We start from the raw sequence: 21,069 nt of genomic DNA, 5'->3' as shown, positions 1-21,069 counted from the left end.
TTAGGACACCCCCTTATCGGACTCGCCTTTGGACTTGAAGCGCTGAACCAGATCCAGATGGAAGACACCATATCCCAGGAAAACCGCGATCACAATCCCCGGATGGATATCCAGCAGCTGCAATAGTACAAAGGCAATTACGCCGAATAGGGCGGCAAAAACTTTACCAAGTCCCTTCCAGGCTTTCATGGCAAATTCATAAGCCATCATGCCCAGCATGACAAAAATGACCGGCCTTACGGCGGCTATCATGCCTGCTACCACTTTCGACTCGCGTAGCGCGTACATGGAACCGAGCAGAGCAATAATGGCAATACTTGTCGGCAAAATATGAGCGAGTACAGACACGATCGCGCCCAGCACACCTTTGGTTTTATAACCGAGATATGCGGCCATTTTGGTCGCGATGGGACCCGGCAAGGCGTTGGCGATAGCCAAAATCTCGCCGAACTCCTCATCACTGACCCATTTGTAACGCGTAACGGCTTCGTAACGGATTAACGGGATCACCGAAGGGCCGCCGCCATATCCGAGAATTCCGGTTCGTACCATTCCGATGACGAGACCGTTGTAATCTTTCCAACCCATGCTGATTTCCTCCTAGAGTCTCATGCCCATCCGGCTTTTATAACGTTTCAACAATAGCTGTGATTCCACTTTGACGATACCCGGCATCTTATAGAGCTTCTCCAGCAAAAACTGCTCCATCTCTTCCATATCCGCAAAAATACCGTGCATGTGCAGTGTACTCGGGCCTGTCATATGATAAAGGCTGGTGACGGCTGGCTCTTCATCCAGTTTCTCAGCGACTTCATCCAGGAAGGGCGGTTCGACATCGACATTAAAAAAGGCCGAGACTTGAAGCCCAACCTTGCCAGGGTTGATTACAACGGTGAAGCGTTCGATGATTCCTTTTTCGGATAACGCATTAATGCGCGCCTGAACAGCTACACGTGACAACCCGATCTGTGTACCCAGGTCCGTATAGGATATTCGGCTGTTGTGGTGAAGCGCGGCGATGATTTTGCGATCCATCTCGTCCAGATTGTACATTTGTGGAATTTCTCCTCCTTTGGAGGAGCGTTTCTCTGACATGTTGACCATCCTTTTCTCTCGCTATATGAAATGAACAATGAAATTTTACTAATCATACAATTTGTATGTGGCATTCATAGTTTAATGACGAATCGTAACTGGAGTCAATCTATTTATCATGATTATTGAATTTAACCGATTTTGAGCCTTCATTTTGTCATTTCGACCAATTGGAAATAAAAAGACCACTCGCACAGTCCAATAGCGAGCAGCCGTTAAATAATAGATAAGCTGGAGTAAAGCACAAAGTGTGATACGAAGCATGTACGGTTATCCCTGTGCTGTCTTGGGCAGTAAAAGGGTAACGGTAGTCCCTTCGCCAGGCTCGGAAGAAACTCTCAACGTTCCTCCTGCACCACGGGCACGCTCTTCCATACTGAACAATCCAACGCCATTGCCTGCGGTTGCTTCGCTGAATCCAGCACCTTGGTCTTCAATAATAACCATCGTCATGTTCTCAGCGTCTTCTATAGTAACACGTGCCTCGGCAACATCGGCATACTTCGCGACATTGGTTAAGGCTTCCTGAATAATCCGATAGATAGCTATCTCCCGGTTCATCTCCAGTCGTTTGCGCAAATTACATTCCAGATCAACTTCGATCCCGTAGTGACGGGTGTAATTCTCGATATACGTACGAATCGCCGGAACAACACCCAGGTCATCCAGAACGGATGGTCTCAGCTCCCATGCCATACCGCGTACATCTTCCATGATGCCCGTGACCTGTTTACGAAGTGCTTCAACCCCGGGGTGAGGCTGGTCTGCCAGCAGGCGATCCATCTGAATCACCAGAGAGAAGAGACTCTGTCCAATCCCGTCATGCAGTTCACGCGAGATCCGGCGTCGTTCCTCTTCCTGAATGTTCATCACTTGGGACATCATCTTTTGCAATTCTGCTTCGACGGATTTCAGCTTGGTGACCTCGCTGCGTACAGCCAGGTATTGATAGGGCTCCCCGTCGTTATCAAGGAAAGGCACGATGGTGGTGTTGACCCAATAATGACTGCCATCTCTGGCACGATTGAGAATTTCCCCGTTCCATACCTTACCTGAGGATATCGTGTCCCACAGGTTTTTCATAAAGCTTTTGCCATGGTATCCGGAATTAATGATTCGATGATCCTTACCGATCAGTTCCTCGCGCTCATACTGCGAGATTTCACAGAATTTATCATTCACATACTGGATTTTACCCTTGCGGTCTGTCAGGGCTACAATGGAGGATTCATCCAAGGCGAATTTCAGATCACTCAGTTGATGCAGGGAACCCTTCAACCTGCTGCGAAATTCATTATCCGTAATGTGATTATCGATTTCGTTCAGCAGGAGGCGTACGGGCTGGTCTGCGAGTCCACTTAATCTGTTCTTGCGTGCACTACTCAAAGTTCAGCAACCCCTTTTTCATAGCGAACTTCACCAGTTCCGGTCGTGTACGCAGGCCAAGTTTCTCCATCAGATTGCTTTTGTGGGATTCGACCGTTTTGACACTGATGATCAGATGTTCGGCGATTTCCTTGTTGGCGTAACCCTTGGCAATCCAGGACAAAATCTCTTTCTCCCGCTCGGATAACGTGTCATACGGTCCGGCGTTTTCCTGTTTGGCTTTGTCCAGGTATTCACTCATCAGCCGCTTGGTTGCACTGGGGTACAGATAGGCGCTACCCTCTGCTACGGAACGAATCGCAGCAAGCAATTCTTCATGCGGCGCACTTTTGAGTATATATCCGGATGCTCCCGCGTGGATGGCGCGGAACAGATATTCTTCATCGTCATGCATGGTTAGTATCAAAATGGAGACATCTGGCATCAATTTCTTCAATTCAGCCGTAGCGGTCAGACCGTCTTTGCCTGGCGGCATGCTGAAATCCATCAAGACCACATCTGGTTTCAACTCTTGAGCCTTGGCAATGGCTTCATCGCCATCTGCGGCATCTCCAACGATATGTATATCATTCTTTCCTTCAAGTAAGGCGATCAGCCCGGAACGCACGACAACATGGTCGTCTACAACTAATAGTTGAATCACATGATTTCCCCCTGTCCGCTTCCTTAGTTCTATCTATATCATAACAAAAAAAGAAGCCATTCAGAGCTTTAATCTCCGAATAGCTTCTCTCACGCTCTAGTTCAAACTTTATCCAAACACCTTCGGCTGAAGATGTAGAGCGACTTGCTCCGTCTGCCGGATCATATCCGGGGAGAAGGTGCAAGGCAATCTGCTGCCAACGAGCAGCACGGCGCCAGGCACGCTTCCTTCCTGGAACACAGGTACCGCTATGGCACATACCAGCCGCTCAGCAAGCATTAACGGGCAACGACCGGGTGTATGCTCCCCGGTGGATTGTGCATCAGATCGGGCTGTGCGTCCAGTCCGAAGGGCTGTGCCCACCAGATCTTGTCCGGGGCGCATTTCCATGCGTTTCACCCGTTCATTACTAGCCCCAGAGGTATACTTCCAGCGTAGCATCGTCCCGTTCAGACAGGCAAGTCCACAGAAGTCGCTGGATGTGTTCAGGCGCAGGCCGTCGATCATCTCCTGAATGCCAGATGGCAGTTCATCATGCATGAGAGGACACTTCCTTTTTCGAAATTATAACGTACGTGACGTGTAATTATTATCATTAACCTTTGAACAGGATCATCTTAAAGAGGTAGTTCAAAAAGTCCGCTTTTGATTACGAAGGATGCCTATCGGCATCATCAGCATCGAATATGGGATTCAGCCGAAATGTCCGTTGCTCACGTAGTTTTGCCTACGCTCCGCTACTCCATTTCTAGCTTCATCCCATCTTCTCGGTACTGAAAACCGCTCTTTTTGAACAGGATCATCTTAAAGTAAGGGTATTACAATGTTAATTCTATTGTAGACCCTTTCCCGTACGTTGTAATTCAGGGAAAACCCCTATTTCCGTTCTATAATCTACTGAACTTAGGCAGTGGAGGGCTCCTGAGTCAGGTGCACCAAGGGATTGAAGAAATGCGAAGGATGAGGCATATCGGTGAAATGTGACTTTTCTCACAGCAAACTCAGGGAGTTTCTCGTTAAGGATCAGGTAATCCCCCGATAACCCTCGCGCTACTTTCGCGGTATGATGGATACATAAGGAATCACCAAGGGGGACGAAGGTTATGGGTACAGTATTTGTAGAAAGAACAACCCAAAGAGCAGAGCAGAAACAAACGGAGGCGGGCAAAATGACACGAGAAACAGGCGGAATCCTTTCGTTCGTTACATCTGAGCAATGGGGCCTGATTGAAGCAAAAATGCAGCCCAAACGGGTGAAGTCGGGGTATAGTCTCTTTCTCGAAGGCGATGAAGCCGGATATCTGTACTACATTCGTTCGGGACGAGTGAAAATGACCAAGTCGACGGAGGATGGCAAGGAAATTATTTTATCCATTCAGCAAAGCGGCGATCTCATCGGTGAATTCGGCGGCATCGGAGGATTGAATCATAGCTACAGTGCAGAGATGGCGGAAAAAGGGGAACTGGCCATTATCTCGCTTAGCGATCTGGAAAGTATACTCAGCAAACATGGCGACCTTGCCTTGAAATTCTTGCAATGGATGGCACTGTCGCAGCGGATCACCCAGTCGAGATTCCGTGATTTGCTGCTCTATGGCAAGGCGGGTGCGCTCGCTTCGACACTGATCCGTGCCAGCAATTCGTATGGCAGGGTTACACCGGATGGTATTGTGCTGGACATGAAGCTGAACCATACCGATCTTGCCGAGATGATTGGAGCTACCCGGGAGAGTGTAACGCGGATGCTGGGGGCATGGAAGGAACAAGGTACGCTGGATATGATGGACGGCAAACTGATGATTCGAGACCTGGCAGCCCTGCGCTGTATGTGCGGATGTCCGACGTTCCCGAGCTGTCCGGTAGAGCTGTGCCGACTGTAACATAGATTGTTCCGGTGTTCCGAGTTGAGGGAAGCACAACGGTTGCATCCCTGAGGGACAAATTTGATTTGGATTTCAAATGAGGCCTCAAGGCTTCACCTCCATTGGCGATTGGGGTCGTTACGGAGTAAAAGAAAGAAAGCTGGCGTCCCATATATGGGAGTCAGCTTTTTGTGTTTCTTTGAAATTGTTCATGTGCATATTCACTGGAGAGAATCGAATAGATCACAGAGTCATGAAAGGAACCTTTGTAGAACCAGTGCTCGCGTAATAGCCCTTCTCGCTGCATGCCAATCTTCTTCATGACATTCTCCGAAGCTGTGTTGTGCGGACGACATTTGGCGTAAATCCGGTGAATTCCGAGTTCGTTGAAACCGAAACCTAGTAAAGCGCGGGCTGCTTCGGAGGCGTAACCTTTCCCTTGGTAAGCGGGGTTAAGGACGTAACCGATCTCTGCATTGGTTTTCTCCATCACGTGAATACCTACTCCGCCAAGGAGAGTTCCATCACTTTTCAAACATATTGCAAGTTCAAAGCCCTCTCTTGGATGTGCCTGCTGTGTGTCCAATACAAACTGCACGTATGCTCGTGTATCTTCTTCGGTATTTGGCCCCCACGCTGTATGCTGTGTAACTTCCGGCATGGAAGTATAGGCATGAATCCTCTCCCAATCGGTCTCAAGAATATCCCTGATGATGAGTCGTTCGGTCTCCAGTTGCAACGTTGTTCACTCCTTCACTTTTGAATAACTTTACTCTACATTGTACAACAAAAATAGCCCATAACAGATTCAACGAATGAATCGGTCATGAGCCATAATGTAGATCTATGATGTATGTGGCATGCTATTGTGGTTGTTTACATTGAACTGCAGGATAAGTATAAGCCAACTTGCGGATAATTTCCTTTTGCCATCTCGTATCACCCAGGTTGGTTGCCAGGTTCAGAAGATCCAAATAATCGTCAAGCTGCAGATCAGCCTTTTGCAGAGTTGTATTCATTCGATGTTCGTTCCCCTTTATCTATAAAATCGTAAAATCATATGCAGTAGAAAGTTACAAAGAGACAAGTTCAAGAATGATAATCATTATCACGTTTCTATATTCATTATGCAATGAACGTTGGTAAAATGCAATCCCAAGTCCACATCGAATTTAACTTTTTTCTGAAAATAGGCTCATCCACAGCACATAGGGAATGTATACTCCGAGATATGCAGACGGATACAGGAACCAGCCATTCAACAGGAAATGATGAATCTCGGTGGTGAATGTGGTCATATGAGCATTCGTCGCATACACATCACCAGCGATGACCGTTGCCGCACTATAGAAGCAGAGCAGCGCAACGATATGAAACAATCGTCTAACCATCCGGGAACGAAGAGCAACATAAGCCATAATCAGCGGAACGATCAACAAGAGTATTAAAAATACCAATTTCATCATCGTTTTACTCCTTCGGTAAATGGAATCCTAATGATTATCAGTATGGGCCAATAGACTCAACTTCTAAACTTTTTCATAAACTTTACAAAAAGAAAGAGGAATTCAGCATATGAACAATTAAATTAAAGGAGGATAACCCATTATCAGGTAATTTGGAGGAGGAGAAAGGGAATATGAAGAAGGCGTTATGGCAGCACTGGATCGGGGCATTCCTGGTCTTTATCATGATGGCAACCGCACTGCTGGGGCCGGGTTCGCAAAGTCCGGTACAAGCTGCAGCACCACTTACGGTATCTCAGGCCATCGCTGCCCAGAGCGGTGGAGGCACAGCAACGGTTGAAGGAATCATTGTTGGACATGCTACCGGGTCGCTTACCGCGAAGTTTACATCTCCCTATGCCAATGATTTTAATGTTCTGATTGCAGATTCAGCGTCAGAGCGGACCAACGCCAGATTATTGGATGTACAGATTCCCTCATCTTTCCGTTCGCAATATGGATTGGCGTCCAACCCCAGTCTTGTAGGCAAAAAGATCATCGTAACCGGAACCTTGGGTGCCTACAACAGCTATGCAGGAGTCAAAAACCCAACGTCCATCACACTTTCCTCCGGAACAACCAATCCTGATCCAGAACCAAACCCGGGCACAACACTGCCGGACGGTACCGGCAAGAAAGTATTGTTCGATAATACCCACGCCCAGACAGCAGGTGCTGCCGACTGGATTATTGACGGGGCATTTTCAGATTTTGCCAATAGTTTGCGAAACGCAGGCTTTGCCGTGGATCAGCTGGAACGCAGCATCCCGTATACATTCGGTGAGCAAGCTATCACCTATAATAAATTGAAAGATTACGACGTCTTTGTCATCGGCGAAGCCAACGTGCCGTTCAAAGCGACTGAGCAGGCAGCGCTGGTGCAGTACGTGCAGAACGGAGGAAGTATCTTCTTCATCTCCGACCACTATAATGCAGACCGCAACAAAAACCGCTGGGATTCTTCCGAAGTATTCAATGGCTATCGCCGCGGTGCCTTCCTGAATCCGGCCAAAGGCATGTCTTCGGCTGAAGCCGAATCACCAGCCATGCAGAGTGTGACGAGTTCAGACTGGCTCGCGACGAACTTTGGTGTCCGTTTCCGCTACAATGCCCTTGGAGATGTGAACGCATCGGATATCGTTGCACCTGCACAATCCTTCGGCATTACGACTGGTGTTATTTCTGTAGCCATGCATGCGGGATCGACCATTGCGATTATAGACCCGAACAAAGCCAAAGGCTTGGTGTATGTACCAAGTGGTGTGTCCAAGTGGGGCAATGCCGTGGACCAGGGCGTATACAATGGTGGTGGACGAGCTGAAGGAGCCTATGCTGCCATTGCAAAGGTTGGTGCAGGCAAAGCCGCATTTATCGGTGACTCTTCACCTGTGGAAGACGCGACTCCGAAATATTTGCGTGAAGAGACCGGTGCTACCAAGAAGACCTATGATGGATTCAAAGAAGTGGATGATGCAACGTTCCTTGTGAATACTGTGAAATGGCTCGCGGTCAAAGAGAGCTACACCAGTCTGGCACAAGTGCCAGGATTGACATTGGATACGGCAACAAGCCTGCTTCCTATCGAAGCTCCGGCCGCATCAACCGAGCCGCAACTTGAGCCATGGGCTGCACCAGCGGCAGGGTACAAATGGTATGATCCGACTACGTTTAAGGCAGGTTCATACGGAAAAGCACAATAAGTAAAGTAGACAAACACCAAATCATTATGCAAATAGAGTCTGACCGTGGAGTTTTGCGGAGAGGCTCTTTTTTTGCTTGTTATATCAGTTACAATGAAGCTCGTGATTAGCTCCTACAGCCCCGCCATTGCATAAATATGTGCTCCAGAGGGGAAGGTATGGGTACTAATGATGCGGCGTGAAGCCCAACCCAACCAAGGAGGCGGCGAATGATGACCCAGCAAGCAGACTGTGACAGTTCCTCGATGAGGCAGAAGCTTAAGGCAGACCTCCATCGTGTAGCAGAGCGTATGAATCTGACGTTATCCCGATTTGACAATGACAGTGCCTGTCTGCTGGGGCAATTTGCAGAGATTCGAGCGGAGATCAAGCAGATCGAGGTGCTCGCCTCTTCGTTTTATCTGGATTGTTATCTGTCACCCTTTACCGAGAAGTTTGCCGAATTAACATCGAGCGTACAGCATCTATCTGACCGGAGATATGGGGCGTTGATTGTGATTGAACGGGAGATTCCGTTGGAGTCGATCATTCACTCAGGCGTGACTGTGGATGCAAGAGTGACGCATGCGTTGTTGGAATCGCTATTCATTCCTGGTGCGCCATTACATGACGGGGCTGTGTTGATTCGTGGCAATCAGATTGTATCCGCTGGTAATGTGCTGCCGTTGTCGCAAGCGGAAGTGCATGAACGAAAAATAGGCACTCGTCATCGGGCAGCACTGGGACTCAGTGAATTGACGGATGCGGTTGTATTAGTTGTCTCCGAGGAGACAGGACAGGCTTCATTTGCTGTAGATGGCGATTTGCATCCAATCAATGTGGTTGAGACGCTCCCTTAAATGTGAACGATTAATTGGTCTACTCGGGGCGAATAGGTTGATGTAGTTGAGAGAATTGTACCTTTCTCCTGTAAGGGAGAGAGGTTTTTCTATGGATAGACGATAAAATTATAATCTGAAATTCGACAGCTTTGCTCCCGCCATATGAGAAACATCGATCGATGCTTCTCTGACATTGCGATGTGATTTTGCACAAACTGGGTATTCATGGGTACAATAGAGGATGGTCAATGAATAGAGAACAATGCGATTGGATCGCAAAAATGGTTGGAGGAGACGGTTAGCACATGAGTTGGTTTGAAGCAATGGAGTATCACGATTATGAGGAACTGGTTCTGTGCCAGGATCGAAATTCAGGGTTAAAAGCAATTATCGCCATACACGACACAACACTCGGCCCTGCGCTGGGAGGCACGCGGATGTGGACTTACGCTTCAGAAGAAGCAGCCATTGAAGATGCCCTGCGCCTTGCCCGTGGTATGACATATAAGAATGCGGTATCCGGCCTGAATCTGGGCGGTGGCAAAACCGTTATCATCGGAGATCCGCGGCGCGACAAAAACGAAGCGATGTTTCGGGCGTTTGGACGATATATTCAAGGGTTGAACGGACGTTATATCACGGCCGAAGATGTGGGAACAACGGAAGAGGACATGAACTTGATCTATCAGGAAACCGATTATGTGACAGGCATCTCCGCGAGTTATGGTTCATCCGGTAACCCATCGCCTGCAACGGCTTGGGGTGTATATCGGGGGATCAAGGCAGCGGCCAAAGAAGCATTTGGTACCGATCTGCTGGAGGGTAAAACGATAGCGGTCCAAGGTGTCGGCAATGTGGCGATGCATCTGTGCAAATATCTGTATGAGGAAGGTGCACATCTGATCGTTACGGATATCCATAAGGACTCGGTGAAACAGGCTGTGGACCGCTTCGGCGCAACAGCAGTTGATCCCGCAGACATCACGAGTGTGGAATGTGATATCTATGCACCATGTGCACTGGGCGGCACGATTAATGACGATACGCTCAGAACGCTCAAGGCAAAGGTTGTAGCGGGCTGTGCCAATAATCAGCTGCTGGAGACCCGTCATGGGGATCAGCTGTATGATATGGGCATCGTATATGCGCCTGACTATGTTATCAATGCAGGTGGCGTAATTAACATTGCGGATGAGTTGAACGGTTATAACGCGGATCGGGCGTGGAGCAAGATCGGAGAGATCTATTCCACTCTGGAGAAAATATTCGAAAGCTCACGTACCGAGGGCATCGCAACCTATGTTGCCGCAGATCGTCTGGCTGAGCGACGGATTGAACAGATGAAGAATACGCGCAGTACATTCTTGCAGAATGGTCATCACTCATTGAGTTCCCGGAGATTGCGCAAGTAAACTTAATAGATTCATAAAAAAACTTAAAACGGTCTGTTAGATAACGGCAACATCCATTTCCAAGATGGATAGTCGATCTGACAGGCCATTTTTTTATGTTGCTATCAGAATTTCAAAAAAAGAAAAACAGTGGCAATATTTCCCTAATTGATCAATTTTATTATGGATTTTTCCGATAATGTATGTACATCGTTCAGATGCAGATGGTTCAGGGAAGTGGGGAGAAGGAAATGGGGAAAAGAAAAGGTGTAGGACATAAGATCAAAAATATGTCGCTTAAAATCAAGCTGCCTTTCATGATCAGTGTATTGGTTGTTTTGGTTCTGCTTGGTGCAACGACCACAAGTTATATGATTTCATCTGATGTTGTGGTCAAGAAAAGCAAGGATGAAATGAATGTGATGGCTGACCGCCTTGGGGAAGGGCTTTGGACAGCTATGCAACTTCAACAACAATTGAGTCATTCGATATCCGTACATAGTACTTTTAAAGAACTCTTAAAGTTGCGTGATACAACTGACATGACGGATGAAGAATTTTTATCGGATGAGAACCCGTATTTCAATAAGGCCAATACGATCTTGACCGACAGTATATCGGAAACGGAAGGAAGTAAGCCAGATCTGTTCGTTTTTGATAAGGAAGGAATCATGGTGGCAGGAACCATGCCAGAAGTCATTGGTCAGTCACGGGGAGATCGGGAATATTTTAAGGAATCTATACAGGGGAAATCCTTCATCAGTGACGCGGTCGTCTCTAAGACTGGCAAGAAGCTCATTATTGTATTCTCGGAGCCTATCACCGATGAAGAGGGGAATAACCTGGGTGTGCTTGCTATGTCGGTGGACAGCAACTTCTTCCTGGGGCAACTCGGAGACATTAAAATCAATGGTCAAGGCAGAGTTGAAGTACTGAGTCGGAGCGGCATCATTATGTATGATTCACTGGACCCTTCCGTTGTGGGACAAACGCTGGAAGAAGATAAGGACGCGATGGGAATTATCGAGGCTAGAGCCACCGACAAAGTGAAAATCACTTCGATGGATCGAGAAGATACCTACTATCGTATTAATCAGATTCCGGGTGCAGATCTCTCTGTGCTCATTATTGACGATTATGACGATATCAAGCGTCCGATAGAGGATATGCAGCGCCAGATGGTTATCGTGATATTGATCGGGATTGCTCTGGCTATTGGTGTGGGATTGCTGATTTCTCGCAGTATTACAAGACCTATCATACGTCTGAGCGGTCTGTTCCAACAGCTTGCTCAAGGCAATCTGACCGTTAAGGCCAATGGCAAGTATAACAGCGAATTCAAGGATCTGGCGGAGAGCTTCAATGGTATGGTGGAGCAGAACAGGAACCTTATTACCGATATGAACAGTTCGATTCATGTCCTTCAGGCCAGCACTCAGGAGTTGGAGGAGACATCCAGACAGACGGCAAGATCCATTGATGAGACATCGGCAACGTCCATGGGGATTGCCAAAGCCATGGAGGCTCAATCGGAAGATACCGAGCAGATTGCAGGCAAATTCAACAGCTTTGGCGATAAAGTGGCTGCCATGAACAACAGTGCACAGGATGTGAAGGCAAGAGCAGATGAGATCGAAACGGTATTCCACAATGGGAATGAAGTCGTGAATGAACTGATGCGTATCAATGAGGTGAACGAACGGGAAGTGGAGAAAATCTCGGAGATTACCGTCAAACTTCAAACCAGTTCGGGCAGTATTAGTCAGATCACGGAAGCCATCAGCCAGATTGCGAAGCAGACCAATCTGCTTGCATTGAATGCTTCAATTGAAGCATCACGGGCAGGTGAGCATGGCAGAGGATTTGCAGTTGTGGCCGAAGAGATCCGCAACCTGGCAGAGCAGAGCTCCCGCCAATCCAAGGAAATCTCCAGCATTATCGAGCAGAATCTGGCCGATGTAGCCGAGAACAACCAAAGTGTTGCAGAGATTCATACCATCTCCTCCAGACAGGATGAGCTTGTCTTGCAGACTCGTCAAGCGTTCGATGTGATTCTGGAGAAGGTAACGGTTATCAATCGACAAATTGCCACGATGGCAGGACAGATGCAGGAGATGTTACAGAACAAGGATGATGTACTGGAGTCAGCCCATAGTTTGTCGGCTTCAGGAGAGCAGGTATCCGCTTCGGTTGAAGAGGTAACAGCAACCATGATGGAGCAATCTTCAACAGTACAGCAGTTGGCCAACATGGTGGATACGATCGATCAATTGACGCAAAAGCTGGCCGAATCGGCTGCGCGATTCAAGGTGGAGTAAGGGTTAATTGAATAGCTATAGAGGGAAGCAAGGCAAAAGGCACTCTGTATGAGTGCCTTTTGCTTTGTTTTTTATGGTCTCGATCAATGTGCTTTAGTCCATTTAGTGATCAATAAGATCAGCGGTTGAAAGAGGGGTACTAAGTTATCTATATCAAAACGTGATGCACTTCTGGTTCAGCAGCTTCATGAATTGATCCAGCGCACTGCTGACATACCGATCCTCACCGCGGACAAAGGTTGTCGTGGTATGGGTAAAACGATCTGCCAGATCAAATACGGAGAAATCATCCGGTTTCTTGTGAATAACATTGCACGGCATAATGGTAAATGCGATTCCTGACTCCACACAGCTGAGCAGGTTTTCCATCGTACTCACTTCGATGATATTACGTGCGGACAACCCTTCTTCCTGCAAAAATTCTTCGGTCATTTCACGATAAGGACAGCCCTCGGGGAAAACAACCCACGATACTTGGCACAGACTTTCGGGTGGTGTATCCATCTGCTTGGAGATGATATGAACGGTGTCCTGCATCTCGTATTCCACCTTCAAACCTTCTTTCACACAAGCCCCGCTGATAAAAGCACCATCAATCTCATCGTCCTGTATTTTCTTGCGCAGTACTTTGGGTGAAGTGGCGTTAACGAGTGAGATGGACACCTTCGGGTAAGTTATCTGATATTCATTCAGGATCTCCATAAAGCGGCTGGATGCCGCCGTTTCCACAATGCCGATTTTCAGCGTGCCAGAAGGCTCACCGGGATCGGTCATATCCTGCTTTAGATCATGCAAAAGGTTGTGAATCTGTGTGGCGTACTGGACGAACTGTTCTCCTTTGGAGGTCAGTACAACGCCTTTGGGAAATCGGTTGAACAGCTGGATCTGATATTCCTGCTCCAGTTTTTTGATACGTGTAGTGACATTGGATTGTGCGTAATTCAGTTCTTTGGCGGCCTGTGAGATTTTGCCTGAACGCGCCACCGCGAGAACAATATCGATATCGGAAAGTTCCATGTTGTATCCTCCTGAACGTGGATTAACTTCAATTGCTTCCGCAGATGCTGATGTTAGGTATCTCTTTGAGAGATACAACTATATATTTCAATCATTTTACGATATATCGGAGCCGCCGTACAATATCCTTAATGACAAAGAGAGTAGGGATATGACATGGATAACACGAATACACGTTCAACATTATTAAGCCCGGTAACGATTCATCAGTGGCAATTAAGGAACCGAATTGTGATGGCACCGTTGACCCGGGGATTTGCTGATGATCGGGAGGGGACCGTGACGGATGAGATGGTGGCGTATTATGAGCAGCGTGCGCGAGATGGTGTGGGACTGATCATTACCGAGGGCATTAACCCCAATCTGGCAGGCAAAGGCACTTACGGCATCCCCGGTTTATATACAGATGAACAGACGACTTCTTGGAAAAGGGTAACGGATGCTGTTCACAGACATGGCGGCACCATTATTGCTCAACTGTGGCATGTCGGCAGGTTGTCCCACTCCGATCTGATCGGAACCACTCCAGTGGCACCTTCCAGCCTTGCGGCAGAGGGAAGAGTGCATAAGCTGCATAAGCCGTATCAGGTTCCTCAAGCGATGAGTGCACAGGATATAGCGGATACAATTCAGCATTTTCAGACGGCTGCCCGCAATGCGGTTCTGGCGGGGTTCGACGGGATCGAGCTGCATGCTGCGCATGGGTATCTGATTGACCAGTTTATCAATGAGAAGACTAACCACAGAACAGATGAATATGGAGGAGACACTGCGGGCAGATTGCGGTTCCTGCGGGATATTATTGTGGCTGTGAAAAAAGAGATCCCTGTGGATCGCATATCGGTACGATTTTCCGAGAAAAAGGATGATGATGCATCCTATGCTTGGGTAGACAAAGCTGGAATGATCGATGCATATCTGAACTTGTTCCGTGAGACGGGAATTACGATCTTGCATCCCTCAACAGACCAATATACAAAAGCGTGGGAAGAGGAGCAGTCCTTTCACGAACGGATTCGAAGTCAGTGGGATGGAATCATCATTGGTGTGGGGGATTTGGATGTTCAGACCGCAGAGCACGCGATTGGTAAGGGAAGCATAGATTTGGCTGCGTTCGGCAGACCGTTTATCGCCAATCGAGATCTGGTACAGAGACTGCATGCGGGTCAGCAATTGATTGAGTATGATGCGAATGCACATTTGCCTGTTTTGGTGTGAAAATAAAGTGGAAAAAAGGGCAGAACAGGCTGCCCTGAGGTTCAGATACTTTTTGAGTGATCCAGCGGTTTCATTTCGTTTCTTCTTGTTGAGCTTTTTTCGATATACCAGAGAATAATCATAGACAACGCATAGAACAGACTGACAGCCAGAATAATGATCCATACACTTTCCATGTCCATGCTTTTGATGAAAATGCCTGTCAAATATGGGCTAAGTGTATAACCCAGGCAACCTACGAATAACAGCAAGCCATTAAACCGGCCCTGATGTGTATCGGGTACACGCGAAGCAATATACAGGTTGATATTGGTCTGCACGAGAATCTCTCCAATGGTCCACAGCACCGTGGATAAGGCGACGATGGAAAAATGGGGGAAGTAACCCAGCAGGTTCAAGGCTCCAAATCCGATTCCATAGAAGAGTGCGCCTGTAGCTATCGAGTTTAGGGCAGTTAATTTGCGTGTAGCGGACAGGATCACGGTGGTAAGAATAATGACGCTAATGGCATTGATGGTCATGACAGAGCCGTAATATGCTGCTCCGTTCTCGCCAAATGAGTGATTCATCTGGAGTGGGAGACTAAATGAGTATTGCATATAGATAAAATAGTTAAGAAATGACACAACGATGAAAAAGGAAACAAGTGGATTTTTCAGCAGTAGTCTGAATAACGGCGAAGGTGGTAGGCTCGATCGTTGTTGTTCTTGTTGTCCAGCATGTTCGCTGTTTGTTGATGCCAATTCCTTTCGTGTGCCGATCTTAACCTGGTTGATGATGATAAAGGTAGATATCAGAAACACGGTACCGATACTAATAAAGACAATGTTGACGTGATCCTTGATAAAAAAACCGGCGACCAGTGGTCCGATGGCTATACCCAGATTGGCCCCCAGATACATGAGGGAAAAGGCGGACTTTCGCTCTTTCTCCTCCGTACACAGTTGAATAATCAGTGCATTATAAGCAGGCCGGGTAATACTGATGAAGAACATGACTGCAATTAGAAGATAACCAACGGTAATGGTGCCTGACCAAAAAGAGCAGCTTATAATCATGATGGCAGATAACAGTTGGCCGATAACAATAATTGTTTTTTTGCCCATAAGATCGCTTAAATAGCCGCCGAGAAGTACACCGGGTCCGCTAATCAGGGCTGCCATGGACACAAAGATCCCTGCACTGACCACATTCATGCCCATCTGTAACGTAAGCACCAAGGTAATCAGGGAGAATACAAAATCTCCCGTGCTGTTAATCGTTCTGGCTAAACAGAGATAATAGATATCGCGGCTCAGACCCGCGTAGGTTTTGAATAACGACAATAATTCCAGCCCTCCCCAAGATAACAGTCACTCCAGACCAAAAACGGTGAGGATCATCCGTACATCTTATACAGTTTCAGTTTCAGCAACCGTCACTTCAATCTTGAAACGATCGTACATATCCAGCAGGGTTTGACGCAATTCCTCGAACGAATCACCCTCCACGATAGCATAGCCTGAGCGGGTCATGGTATCGTTGACGTCCCCGGCCCGCTGCCCCACTTGATAGGATACATTGAACTCAATGATGCCAGGGATATCGGCATAATCCTCTATTCCGGATATGTGTTGAATTACCCCTGCACGTGAAGGGAAGCAGATCATGCCTGTGAATTTATGGCGCGTCTCCTGTTGCTTAAATTCATATATTCCAACTTCCAGATCAGTGACGGCTTCGAAGAAATCAACGCCATGGGTGTTCTTGATACAAGGAGGCATAACATGTGATCCCCCGATTCTTGCACCAATTTCTCCAAACACCACTTCTCCTTCCGGAGTCAGAAAAAGTTCGGCATGTGTTACGGATTGATTGATACCCAAGGCAGCAATGACCTGTTCATTGAGTTCTTTGATGTGATGGATAAAATCAGCTTCCGTGCCTTCAGGGAACGTAATACTGGCTGGAGGTTTCTGCTTCGTCGCAATATCCAGGCAGTTATACAGGTATTGGGAAACAGATGCAAATACAACTTTGCCCTTGGACACAATGGAATCACAATGAAACTCCGTACCGTGGATGAATTCCTCCAGCAAATCCCTTTGCTGTGCTTGTCTTGTATGGTGTAGATAATGTACCAGTTCATCCATGCTGGATAATTTGAACGTATTGATACTTCCATATCCGCTGAGTGGCTTCACAATAATCGGAAACCCGTGTACAGCAGTGAAACGAATATAGTCCTGTTCATGTAGAGCAATTGCAATTTCGGATGTCCGAATTCCGCGTTGATGCAGCATTTGTTTCATGATCCATTTGTTGCGAACAGCCTCAGCCTGATTGCGCTGCATACCGGGGATCCCGAACTCGGAACGGAGCTGACCACCGATCTCAATCGCATTCTCACCCGGCGTTAACAGAGCAGAGATGGAATGGGATTCTCGGATCTGCATCATATGCTCCCGGATGGCATCTACGGACTCCAGATGATCGACATATCTAATTTCATCAAAGAAGTCCCTGAGCACCTCATCATGATGCAAATTATGCCGTTCAATAATCAGAATTTTCTTGTGATCCGCCAATTTCTGCAAAGGTTTAACGAAGTTTAATCCAGTTGGAAGCCTGAAATCAGATATGTATACAATGGTTTTCATACGTTCTCGTAAATCCCCTTTCAACAAAATACTAAAAATAGTAAAAATTCATTTCATAACATTATAGCTCAATATTTTCCATTTTGAATACACCTTTTAGTTAAAAATATGAACCAAAATACATATTTATGTTGCGTTAAAGTGTTAATTGACAATAGGAAATTTTTGGTATACGATCTTTAGCGGATTAGAAATAAAAAGGAGGAAATAGAAATAAATGGAGATCGTTAAAGAGAAATATGCCATACTGGGAACGCTGGGAGACGATGAAGGATTCCTGACTTGCAGCATGCATATCGCGAAAAAGCTAGGCAACTCGGAACGTATCAAGCCATACCCTGAATTTGAAGCGGCTGCGGAAGACTTGAGATCAGGGATCATATCCTGCTTGCTGGTCCCCGGGGCGTATCCCAAGCTTAACAGCTTCATCATGGATTCTGAACTAGCGGTGTCTGAGAGCTTTGTGGAGAAAATTCCTGCGCTGGTTCTATCCGGCTTCCATGCGGTATGTCCCGATCAGATCGATATTATCTATCATCATCCAGCAACCACATACTTGTTATCTGAACTTGATACAACCTATAGAGAGAACAGCACCGTATCGTCCAACCCTGAAGCTTGCAGGAAGGTCATGCACAACACGGAGAAGTCCATTGCGCTCACGAATCAGCTATGCGCTGATCATTACGGGCTTGTGACCTACAAAGTATTGCGTGAGGGAATCAATATGCCATGGGTATGTTTTACTCAAAATACACAGAGGGTGAATACAGTCATATGAAAAGAATTGCTATTATACTGGATAAAAATCTGGAACCTGGCGCCGCCGCCAATGTGGCTGCCCTGTTAATGGGACAAGCAGCCCTGAATGAGCCGGGGTTATATTCTGATCAACCTGTGCTGGATCATAGCGGCGTTCAGCATGCGGGCATCCGATATAGCACTGTCATTCTGAAGGCCGGCGAGAATCAACTGATCAATCTGGCCAAACTCTGCTCAGATGACAGCGGGGGACTGAGCCATGTTGTTTTTTCACAGACAGGCCAGTCGCTCAACAATGCCTTTGAACAATATGCAGTTGAGATTGCTTCGATGGAATTGGAAGCTACCAAAGTGGTAGGTGTCATTGTATGGGGCGAGGATGATCAAGTTAGGGCAGCGACCAAAAAATTCAGTGTCATGAAATAAGGGAAAAGGGCAGAAGCGGATCTTTAGAGATCACTCTGCCCTTCTTTATATATGAAAGAATTGTTATAGAGGTTGTTCTCGGTACTGAAAACCGCCCTTTTTGAACACGCACTTATAGATGTTTGCTGACAACGGCTGCTTTCTTTTCCGTAAAGTAGTACACCAAAGCGAGCAGCGGCATGATTAGACCAATCAGCGTTGTGAGACTCCAGCCCCCGTTAGCATAAGACCAGCTTCCAAGGGATGAACCAATCGCACCGCCGAAAAAAAAGATCGACATGAATATGCCATTCACACGTCCTCTCGCTTCACTTCCTAAGGAGTAGATAATGCGTTGACCCAGCACCAGATTTCCCGAGACAGCCATATCCAGTGTGATCGCCACGATCACAAGCAGGATCAATGCCAACGTGGAGTGGCTCTGGAACACATAAGCAAGACCGAATGAAGCAGCGGCGATCACCATGGCAGCACCCGTCAGAATACGTGTTAGTCCGCGATCTGCCAATCTTCCGGCAATAGGAGCGGCAATAGCGCCTCCGACACCAGCCAGTGCGAACCAGGCGATTCCTTGCTGTGACATGTCAAAATCGTTAGCGAGCCTGAGCGGAACCGTGGTCCAGAACAAGCTGAAAGCACCAAACAGGCTGGCCTGATAGAACGCCCGGCGGCGCAGCAACGGCATCGTTCTGAACAGTGTGCCCAAGGACACGATTAATTGCCCGTATTTCAAGGTGGGTTCAGGCTGGCGAGCAGGAAGAGCGCGTGATAGGAGCAACATGAGAAGTGTTATGACAATGGCGGAGAATACAAAGACCGTCTGCCATCCGAAGAGGCTGGTGATAAAGCTTGCGACAGGACGAGCCAGCATGATGCCCAGCAACAGACCACTCATTACATTGCCAACAACCCGTCCGCGTTGTTCCTCGGAAGTAAGATATGTCGCATAGGGCACCAGAATTTGAGCGACCACAGAACCTATACCAATGAACAGAGAGGCAGTCAGAAATACAACAGCTGTAGGTGAGAAAGCCGCAGCAATCAGGGCAACAACCAGTACGATGAGGAAAAGAACGACCAGGCGTCGATTCTCGGTAATGTCACTGAGCGGCACGATAAACAGCAAACCAATGACATAACCAATCTGAGTCAACGTTACGATCAATCCGGCAGCGGCAGAAGACAGACCCGTTGTCATGCTGATCGGACCGATAACGGTCTGAGCATAATACAGGTTTGCCACGATCAATCCACAAGCTGACGCCAGCAAAAAAATAATCCAGGTGGGTACAGGTGCCTTCTTCACTTGTTGTCTCATATCCATCATAATCATCCTCCACAGTTCTAAATTGGTATTCCCAATAAACAGGTGATATTTAAAAACGTTAATTACTAAACGGTGTGTTCACTAATTACAAATATATAATAAACTAAACGTATAGTATTGTAAATGGGCTCTACATATTTTAATGAGAAAGTTAATGAGGATGAAAAGGTGAGCGTAGGATGGAATTGTGTGTACTCATGGCAGTTTAGTATAATGAACGTATCGTTTTTATGAAAAATACTGATGATTAAATATACTTTATACATCCAGGAGGGCTCAAGATGACTGCCAAAAGAGGACGTCCGCGTAACATGGAAACCCAGAATGCCATTCTTACAGCATCGTATGCGTTGTTGTTGGAGCACGGATTCGGGGCGGTTACAATCGAGAAGATTGCTGAACGTGCACAGGTGAGCAAAGCCACTATCTACAAATGGTGGCCGAATAAAGGCGCTGTCATCATGGACGGATATATGTCTGCTGCAACGGCAAGATTGCCAGTGCCGGATACAGGCTCGGTATTGGAGGATATACGCATACATGCGAGTAATCTGGTTCGTTTTTTGACCAGTCGGGAAGGAAAAGTGATTACACAGATTATAGGGGAAGGGCAGTCGGATGCAGGGCTTGCCGAAGAATACCGTACAAGGTACATCCAACCGCGTCGGCGTGAAGCTCGGGGAATTCTGGAGAAGGGTGTGGAGCGCGGCGAATTAAAGAGTGGGACGGACATTGGATTATACATTGATCTGATCTATGGGCCGGTGTTCTATCGTATGTTAGTAACGGGGGAAGCGATGGATGATGCGTTTGTAGATGTGATGCTTCGTTCATTGTTGGAAGGCATTCAGTCCAAGTAGATAAGGGATAGTCGCGATACAAGTGGGAGGAAGAGGGAAGAGGGCGATTCGTAGGAATCACCCTGGAAGGAGCACATGTATATTGTACGTGGGAGATTG

Annotated in this window: 21 protein-coding genes; 9 read left to right on the top strand and 12 right to left on the bottom strand. The window is 47.1% G+C overall.

What is annotated here, in order from left to right; genetic code table 11:
* From EL84_RS01510 to EL84_RS01490, 5 genes are all read right to left on the bottom strand, one after another.
* A complete protein-coding gene (locus tag EL84_RS01510; RefSeq protein WP_047840422.1) occupies positions 1-588 on the bottom strand; it encodes a chromate transporter in 588 nt (195 codons plus the stop codon).
* A 12-nt stretch (positions 589-600) separates the two neighbouring features.
* Complete coding sequence (locus tag EL84_RS01505; RefSeq protein WP_036616550.1) at positions 601-1,095, bottom strand: Lrp/AsnC family transcriptional regulator; 495 nt, start codon at positions 1,093-1,095, stop codon at positions 601-603.
* Positions 1,096-1,365: 270 nt separating this feature from the next.
* Positions 1,366-2,481 (bottom strand): PAS domain-containing protein, encoded by a 1,116-nt coding sequence (locus EL84_RS01500; protein ID WP_036616552.1) that lies wholly within the window; start codon positions 2,479-2,481, stop codon positions 1,366-1,368.
* Positions 2,474-3,124 carry a response regulator gene (locus tag EL84_RS01495; protein WP_017691068.1) on the bottom strand — a complete coding sequence of 217 codons (651 nt, stop codon included), beginning with the start codon at positions 3,122-3,124 and terminating at the stop codon, positions 2,474-2,476. The genes EL84_RS01500 and EL84_RS01495 overlap by 8 nt, the downstream gene beginning before the upstream one ends.
* Before the next feature lie 108 nt (positions 3,125-3,232).
* The gene (locus EL84_RS01490; RefSeq protein ID WP_053061344.1) at positions 3,233-3,664 is read right to left on the bottom strand and encodes a GAF domain-containing protein; all 432 of its coding nucleotides are present in this window, start codon (positions 3,662-3,664) and stop codon (positions 3,233-3,235) included.
* A 563-nt stretch (positions 3,665-4,227) separates the two neighbouring features.
* On the opposite strand from EL84_RS01490, the gene EL84_RS01485 reads away from it, so the two are divergent.
* Positions 4,228-5,004 carry a Crp/Fnr family transcriptional regulator gene (locus tag EL84_RS01485; RefSeq protein ID WP_235193905.1) on the top strand — a complete coding sequence of 259 codons (777 nt, stop codon included), beginning with the start codon at positions 4,228-4,230 and terminating at the stop codon, positions 5,002-5,004.
* Positions 5,005-5,167: 163 nt separating this feature from the next.
* On the opposite strand, the gene EL84_RS01480 is transcribed toward EL84_RS01485, so the two are convergent.
* From EL84_RS01480 to EL84_RS01475, 3 genes are all read right to left on the bottom strand, one after another.
* On the bottom strand, positions 5,168-5,725 hold the full coding sequence (locus EL84_RS01480; RefSeq protein ID WP_047840421.1) for a GNAT family N-acetyltransferase: 558 nt from the start codon (positions 5,723-5,725) through the stop codon (positions 5,168-5,170).
* Positions 5,726-5,849: 124 nt separating this feature from the next.
* Positions 5,850-6,005, bottom strand: coding sequence for a hypothetical protein (locus EL84_RS32200; protein WP_017691064.1), 156 nt, complete (start codon positions 6,003-6,005; stop codon positions 5,850-5,852).
* A gap of 153 nt (positions 6,006-6,158) precedes the next feature.
* Complete coding sequence (locus EL84_RS01475; RefSeq protein ID WP_047840420.1) at positions 6,159-6,452, bottom strand: hypothetical protein; 294 nt, start codon at positions 6,450-6,452, stop codon at positions 6,159-6,161.
* Positions 6,453-6,676: 224 nt separating this feature from the next.
* Between EL84_RS01475 and EL84_RS01470 the strand changes: the two genes are divergently transcribed.
* The 4 genes from EL84_RS01470 to EL84_RS01455 all read left to right on the top strand — a co-directional run bounded on the left by EL84_RS01470 (position 6,677) and on the right by EL84_RS01455 (position 12,721).
* Positions 6,677-8,191: a DUF6359 domain-containing protein gene (locus tag EL84_RS01470; RefSeq protein WP_235431471.1), complete on the top strand. Its 1,515-nt coding sequence runs from the start codon at positions 6,677-6,679 to the stop codon at positions 8,189-8,191.
* A 209-nt stretch (positions 8,192-8,400) separates the two neighbouring features.
* A complete protein-coding gene (gene cdaS / locus EL84_RS01465) occupies positions 8,401-9,030 on the top strand; it encodes a sporulation-specific diadenylate cyclase CdaS (protein ID WP_047840418.1) in 630 nt (209 codons plus the stop codon).
* Between the two features lie 287 nt (positions 9,031-9,317).
* On the top strand, positions 9,318-10,424 hold the full coding sequence (locus tag EL84_RS01460; protein ID WP_047840417.1) for a Leu/Phe/Val dehydrogenase: 1,107 nt from the start codon (positions 9,318-9,320) through the stop codon (positions 10,422-10,424).
* Between the two features lie 230 nt (positions 10,425-10,654).
* On the top strand, positions 10,655-12,721 hold the full coding sequence (locus EL84_RS01455; protein ID WP_053061348.1) for a methyl-accepting chemotaxis protein: 2,067 nt from the start codon (positions 10,655-10,657) through the stop codon (positions 12,719-12,721).
* A gap of 153 nt (positions 12,722-12,874) precedes the next feature.
* Here EL84_RS01455 and EL84_RS01450 read toward each other — a convergent pair whose 3' ends face one another.
* Entirely contained in the window at positions 12,875-13,738 is an 864-nt protein-coding gene (locus EL84_RS01450; protein ID WP_047840416.1) for a LysR family transcriptional regulator, read from the bottom strand.
* A gap of 156 nt (positions 13,739-13,894) precedes the next feature.
* Here EL84_RS01450 and EL84_RS01445 point away from each other — a divergent pair, with 156 nt between their 5' ends.
* Complete coding sequence (locus tag EL84_RS01445) at positions 13,895-14,956, top strand: oxidoreductase (RefSeq protein ID WP_047840415.1); 1,062 nt, start codon at positions 13,895-13,897, stop codon at positions 14,954-14,956.
* Positions 14,957-14,997: 41 nt separating this feature from the next.
* On the opposite strand, the gene EL84_RS01440 is transcribed toward EL84_RS01445, so the two are convergent.
* On the bottom strand, positions 14,998-16,281 hold the full coding sequence (locus EL84_RS01440) for an MFS transporter (RefSeq protein WP_047840414.1): 1,284 nt from the start codon (positions 16,279-16,281) through the stop codon (positions 14,998-15,000).
* 66 nt (positions 16,282-16,347) lie between these two features.
* A complete protein-coding gene (locus EL84_RS01435; protein WP_047840413.1) occupies positions 16,348-17,595 on the bottom strand; it encodes an ATP-grasp domain-containing protein in 1,248 nt (415 codons plus the stop codon).
* Positions 17,596-17,812: 217 nt separating this feature from the next.
* Between EL84_RS01435 and EL84_RS01430 the strand changes: the two genes are divergently transcribed.
* Positions 17,813-18,376 carry a hypothetical protein gene (locus EL84_RS01430; RefSeq protein ID WP_036673091.1) on the top strand — a complete coding sequence of 188 codons (564 nt, stop codon included), beginning with the start codon at positions 17,813-17,815 and terminating at the stop codon, positions 18,374-18,376.
* Positions 18,373-18,783 (top strand): DUF2000 family protein, encoded by a 411-nt coding sequence (locus EL84_RS01425; RefSeq protein ID WP_047840412.1) that lies wholly within the window; start codon positions 18,373-18,375, stop codon positions 18,781-18,783. Before EL84_RS01430 ends, EL84_RS01425 begins: the two co-directional genes overlap by 4 nt.
* A 112-nt stretch (positions 18,784-18,895) precedes the next feature.
* Here EL84_RS01425 and EL84_RS01420 read toward each other — a convergent pair whose 3' ends face one another.
* Positions 18,896-20,110, bottom strand: a complete 1,215-nt coding sequence (locus EL84_RS01420; RefSeq protein ID WP_047840411.1) for an MFS transporter — start codon at positions 20,108-20,110, stop codon at positions 18,896-18,898.
* 281 nt (positions 20,111-20,391) lie between these two features.
* On the opposite strand from EL84_RS01420, the gene EL84_RS01415 reads away from it, so the two are divergent.
* A complete protein-coding gene (locus EL84_RS01415) occupies positions 20,392-20,970 on the top strand; it encodes a TetR/AcrR family transcriptional regulator (RefSeq protein WP_047840410.1) in 579 nt (192 codons plus the stop codon).
* Positions 20,971-21,069: the final 99 nt, after the last annotated feature.

Origin of the sequence: Paenibacillus sp. VT-400, assembly GCF_001029205.1 — a bacterium.
Taxonomy (GTDB): domain Bacteria; phylum Bacillota; class Bacilli; order Paenibacillales; family Paenibacillaceae; genus Paenibacillus; species Paenibacillus amylolyticus.
The sequence above is the reverse complement of the archived record's forward strand: the minus strand, read 5'-3'. Positions and strand labels throughout refer to the sequence as shown.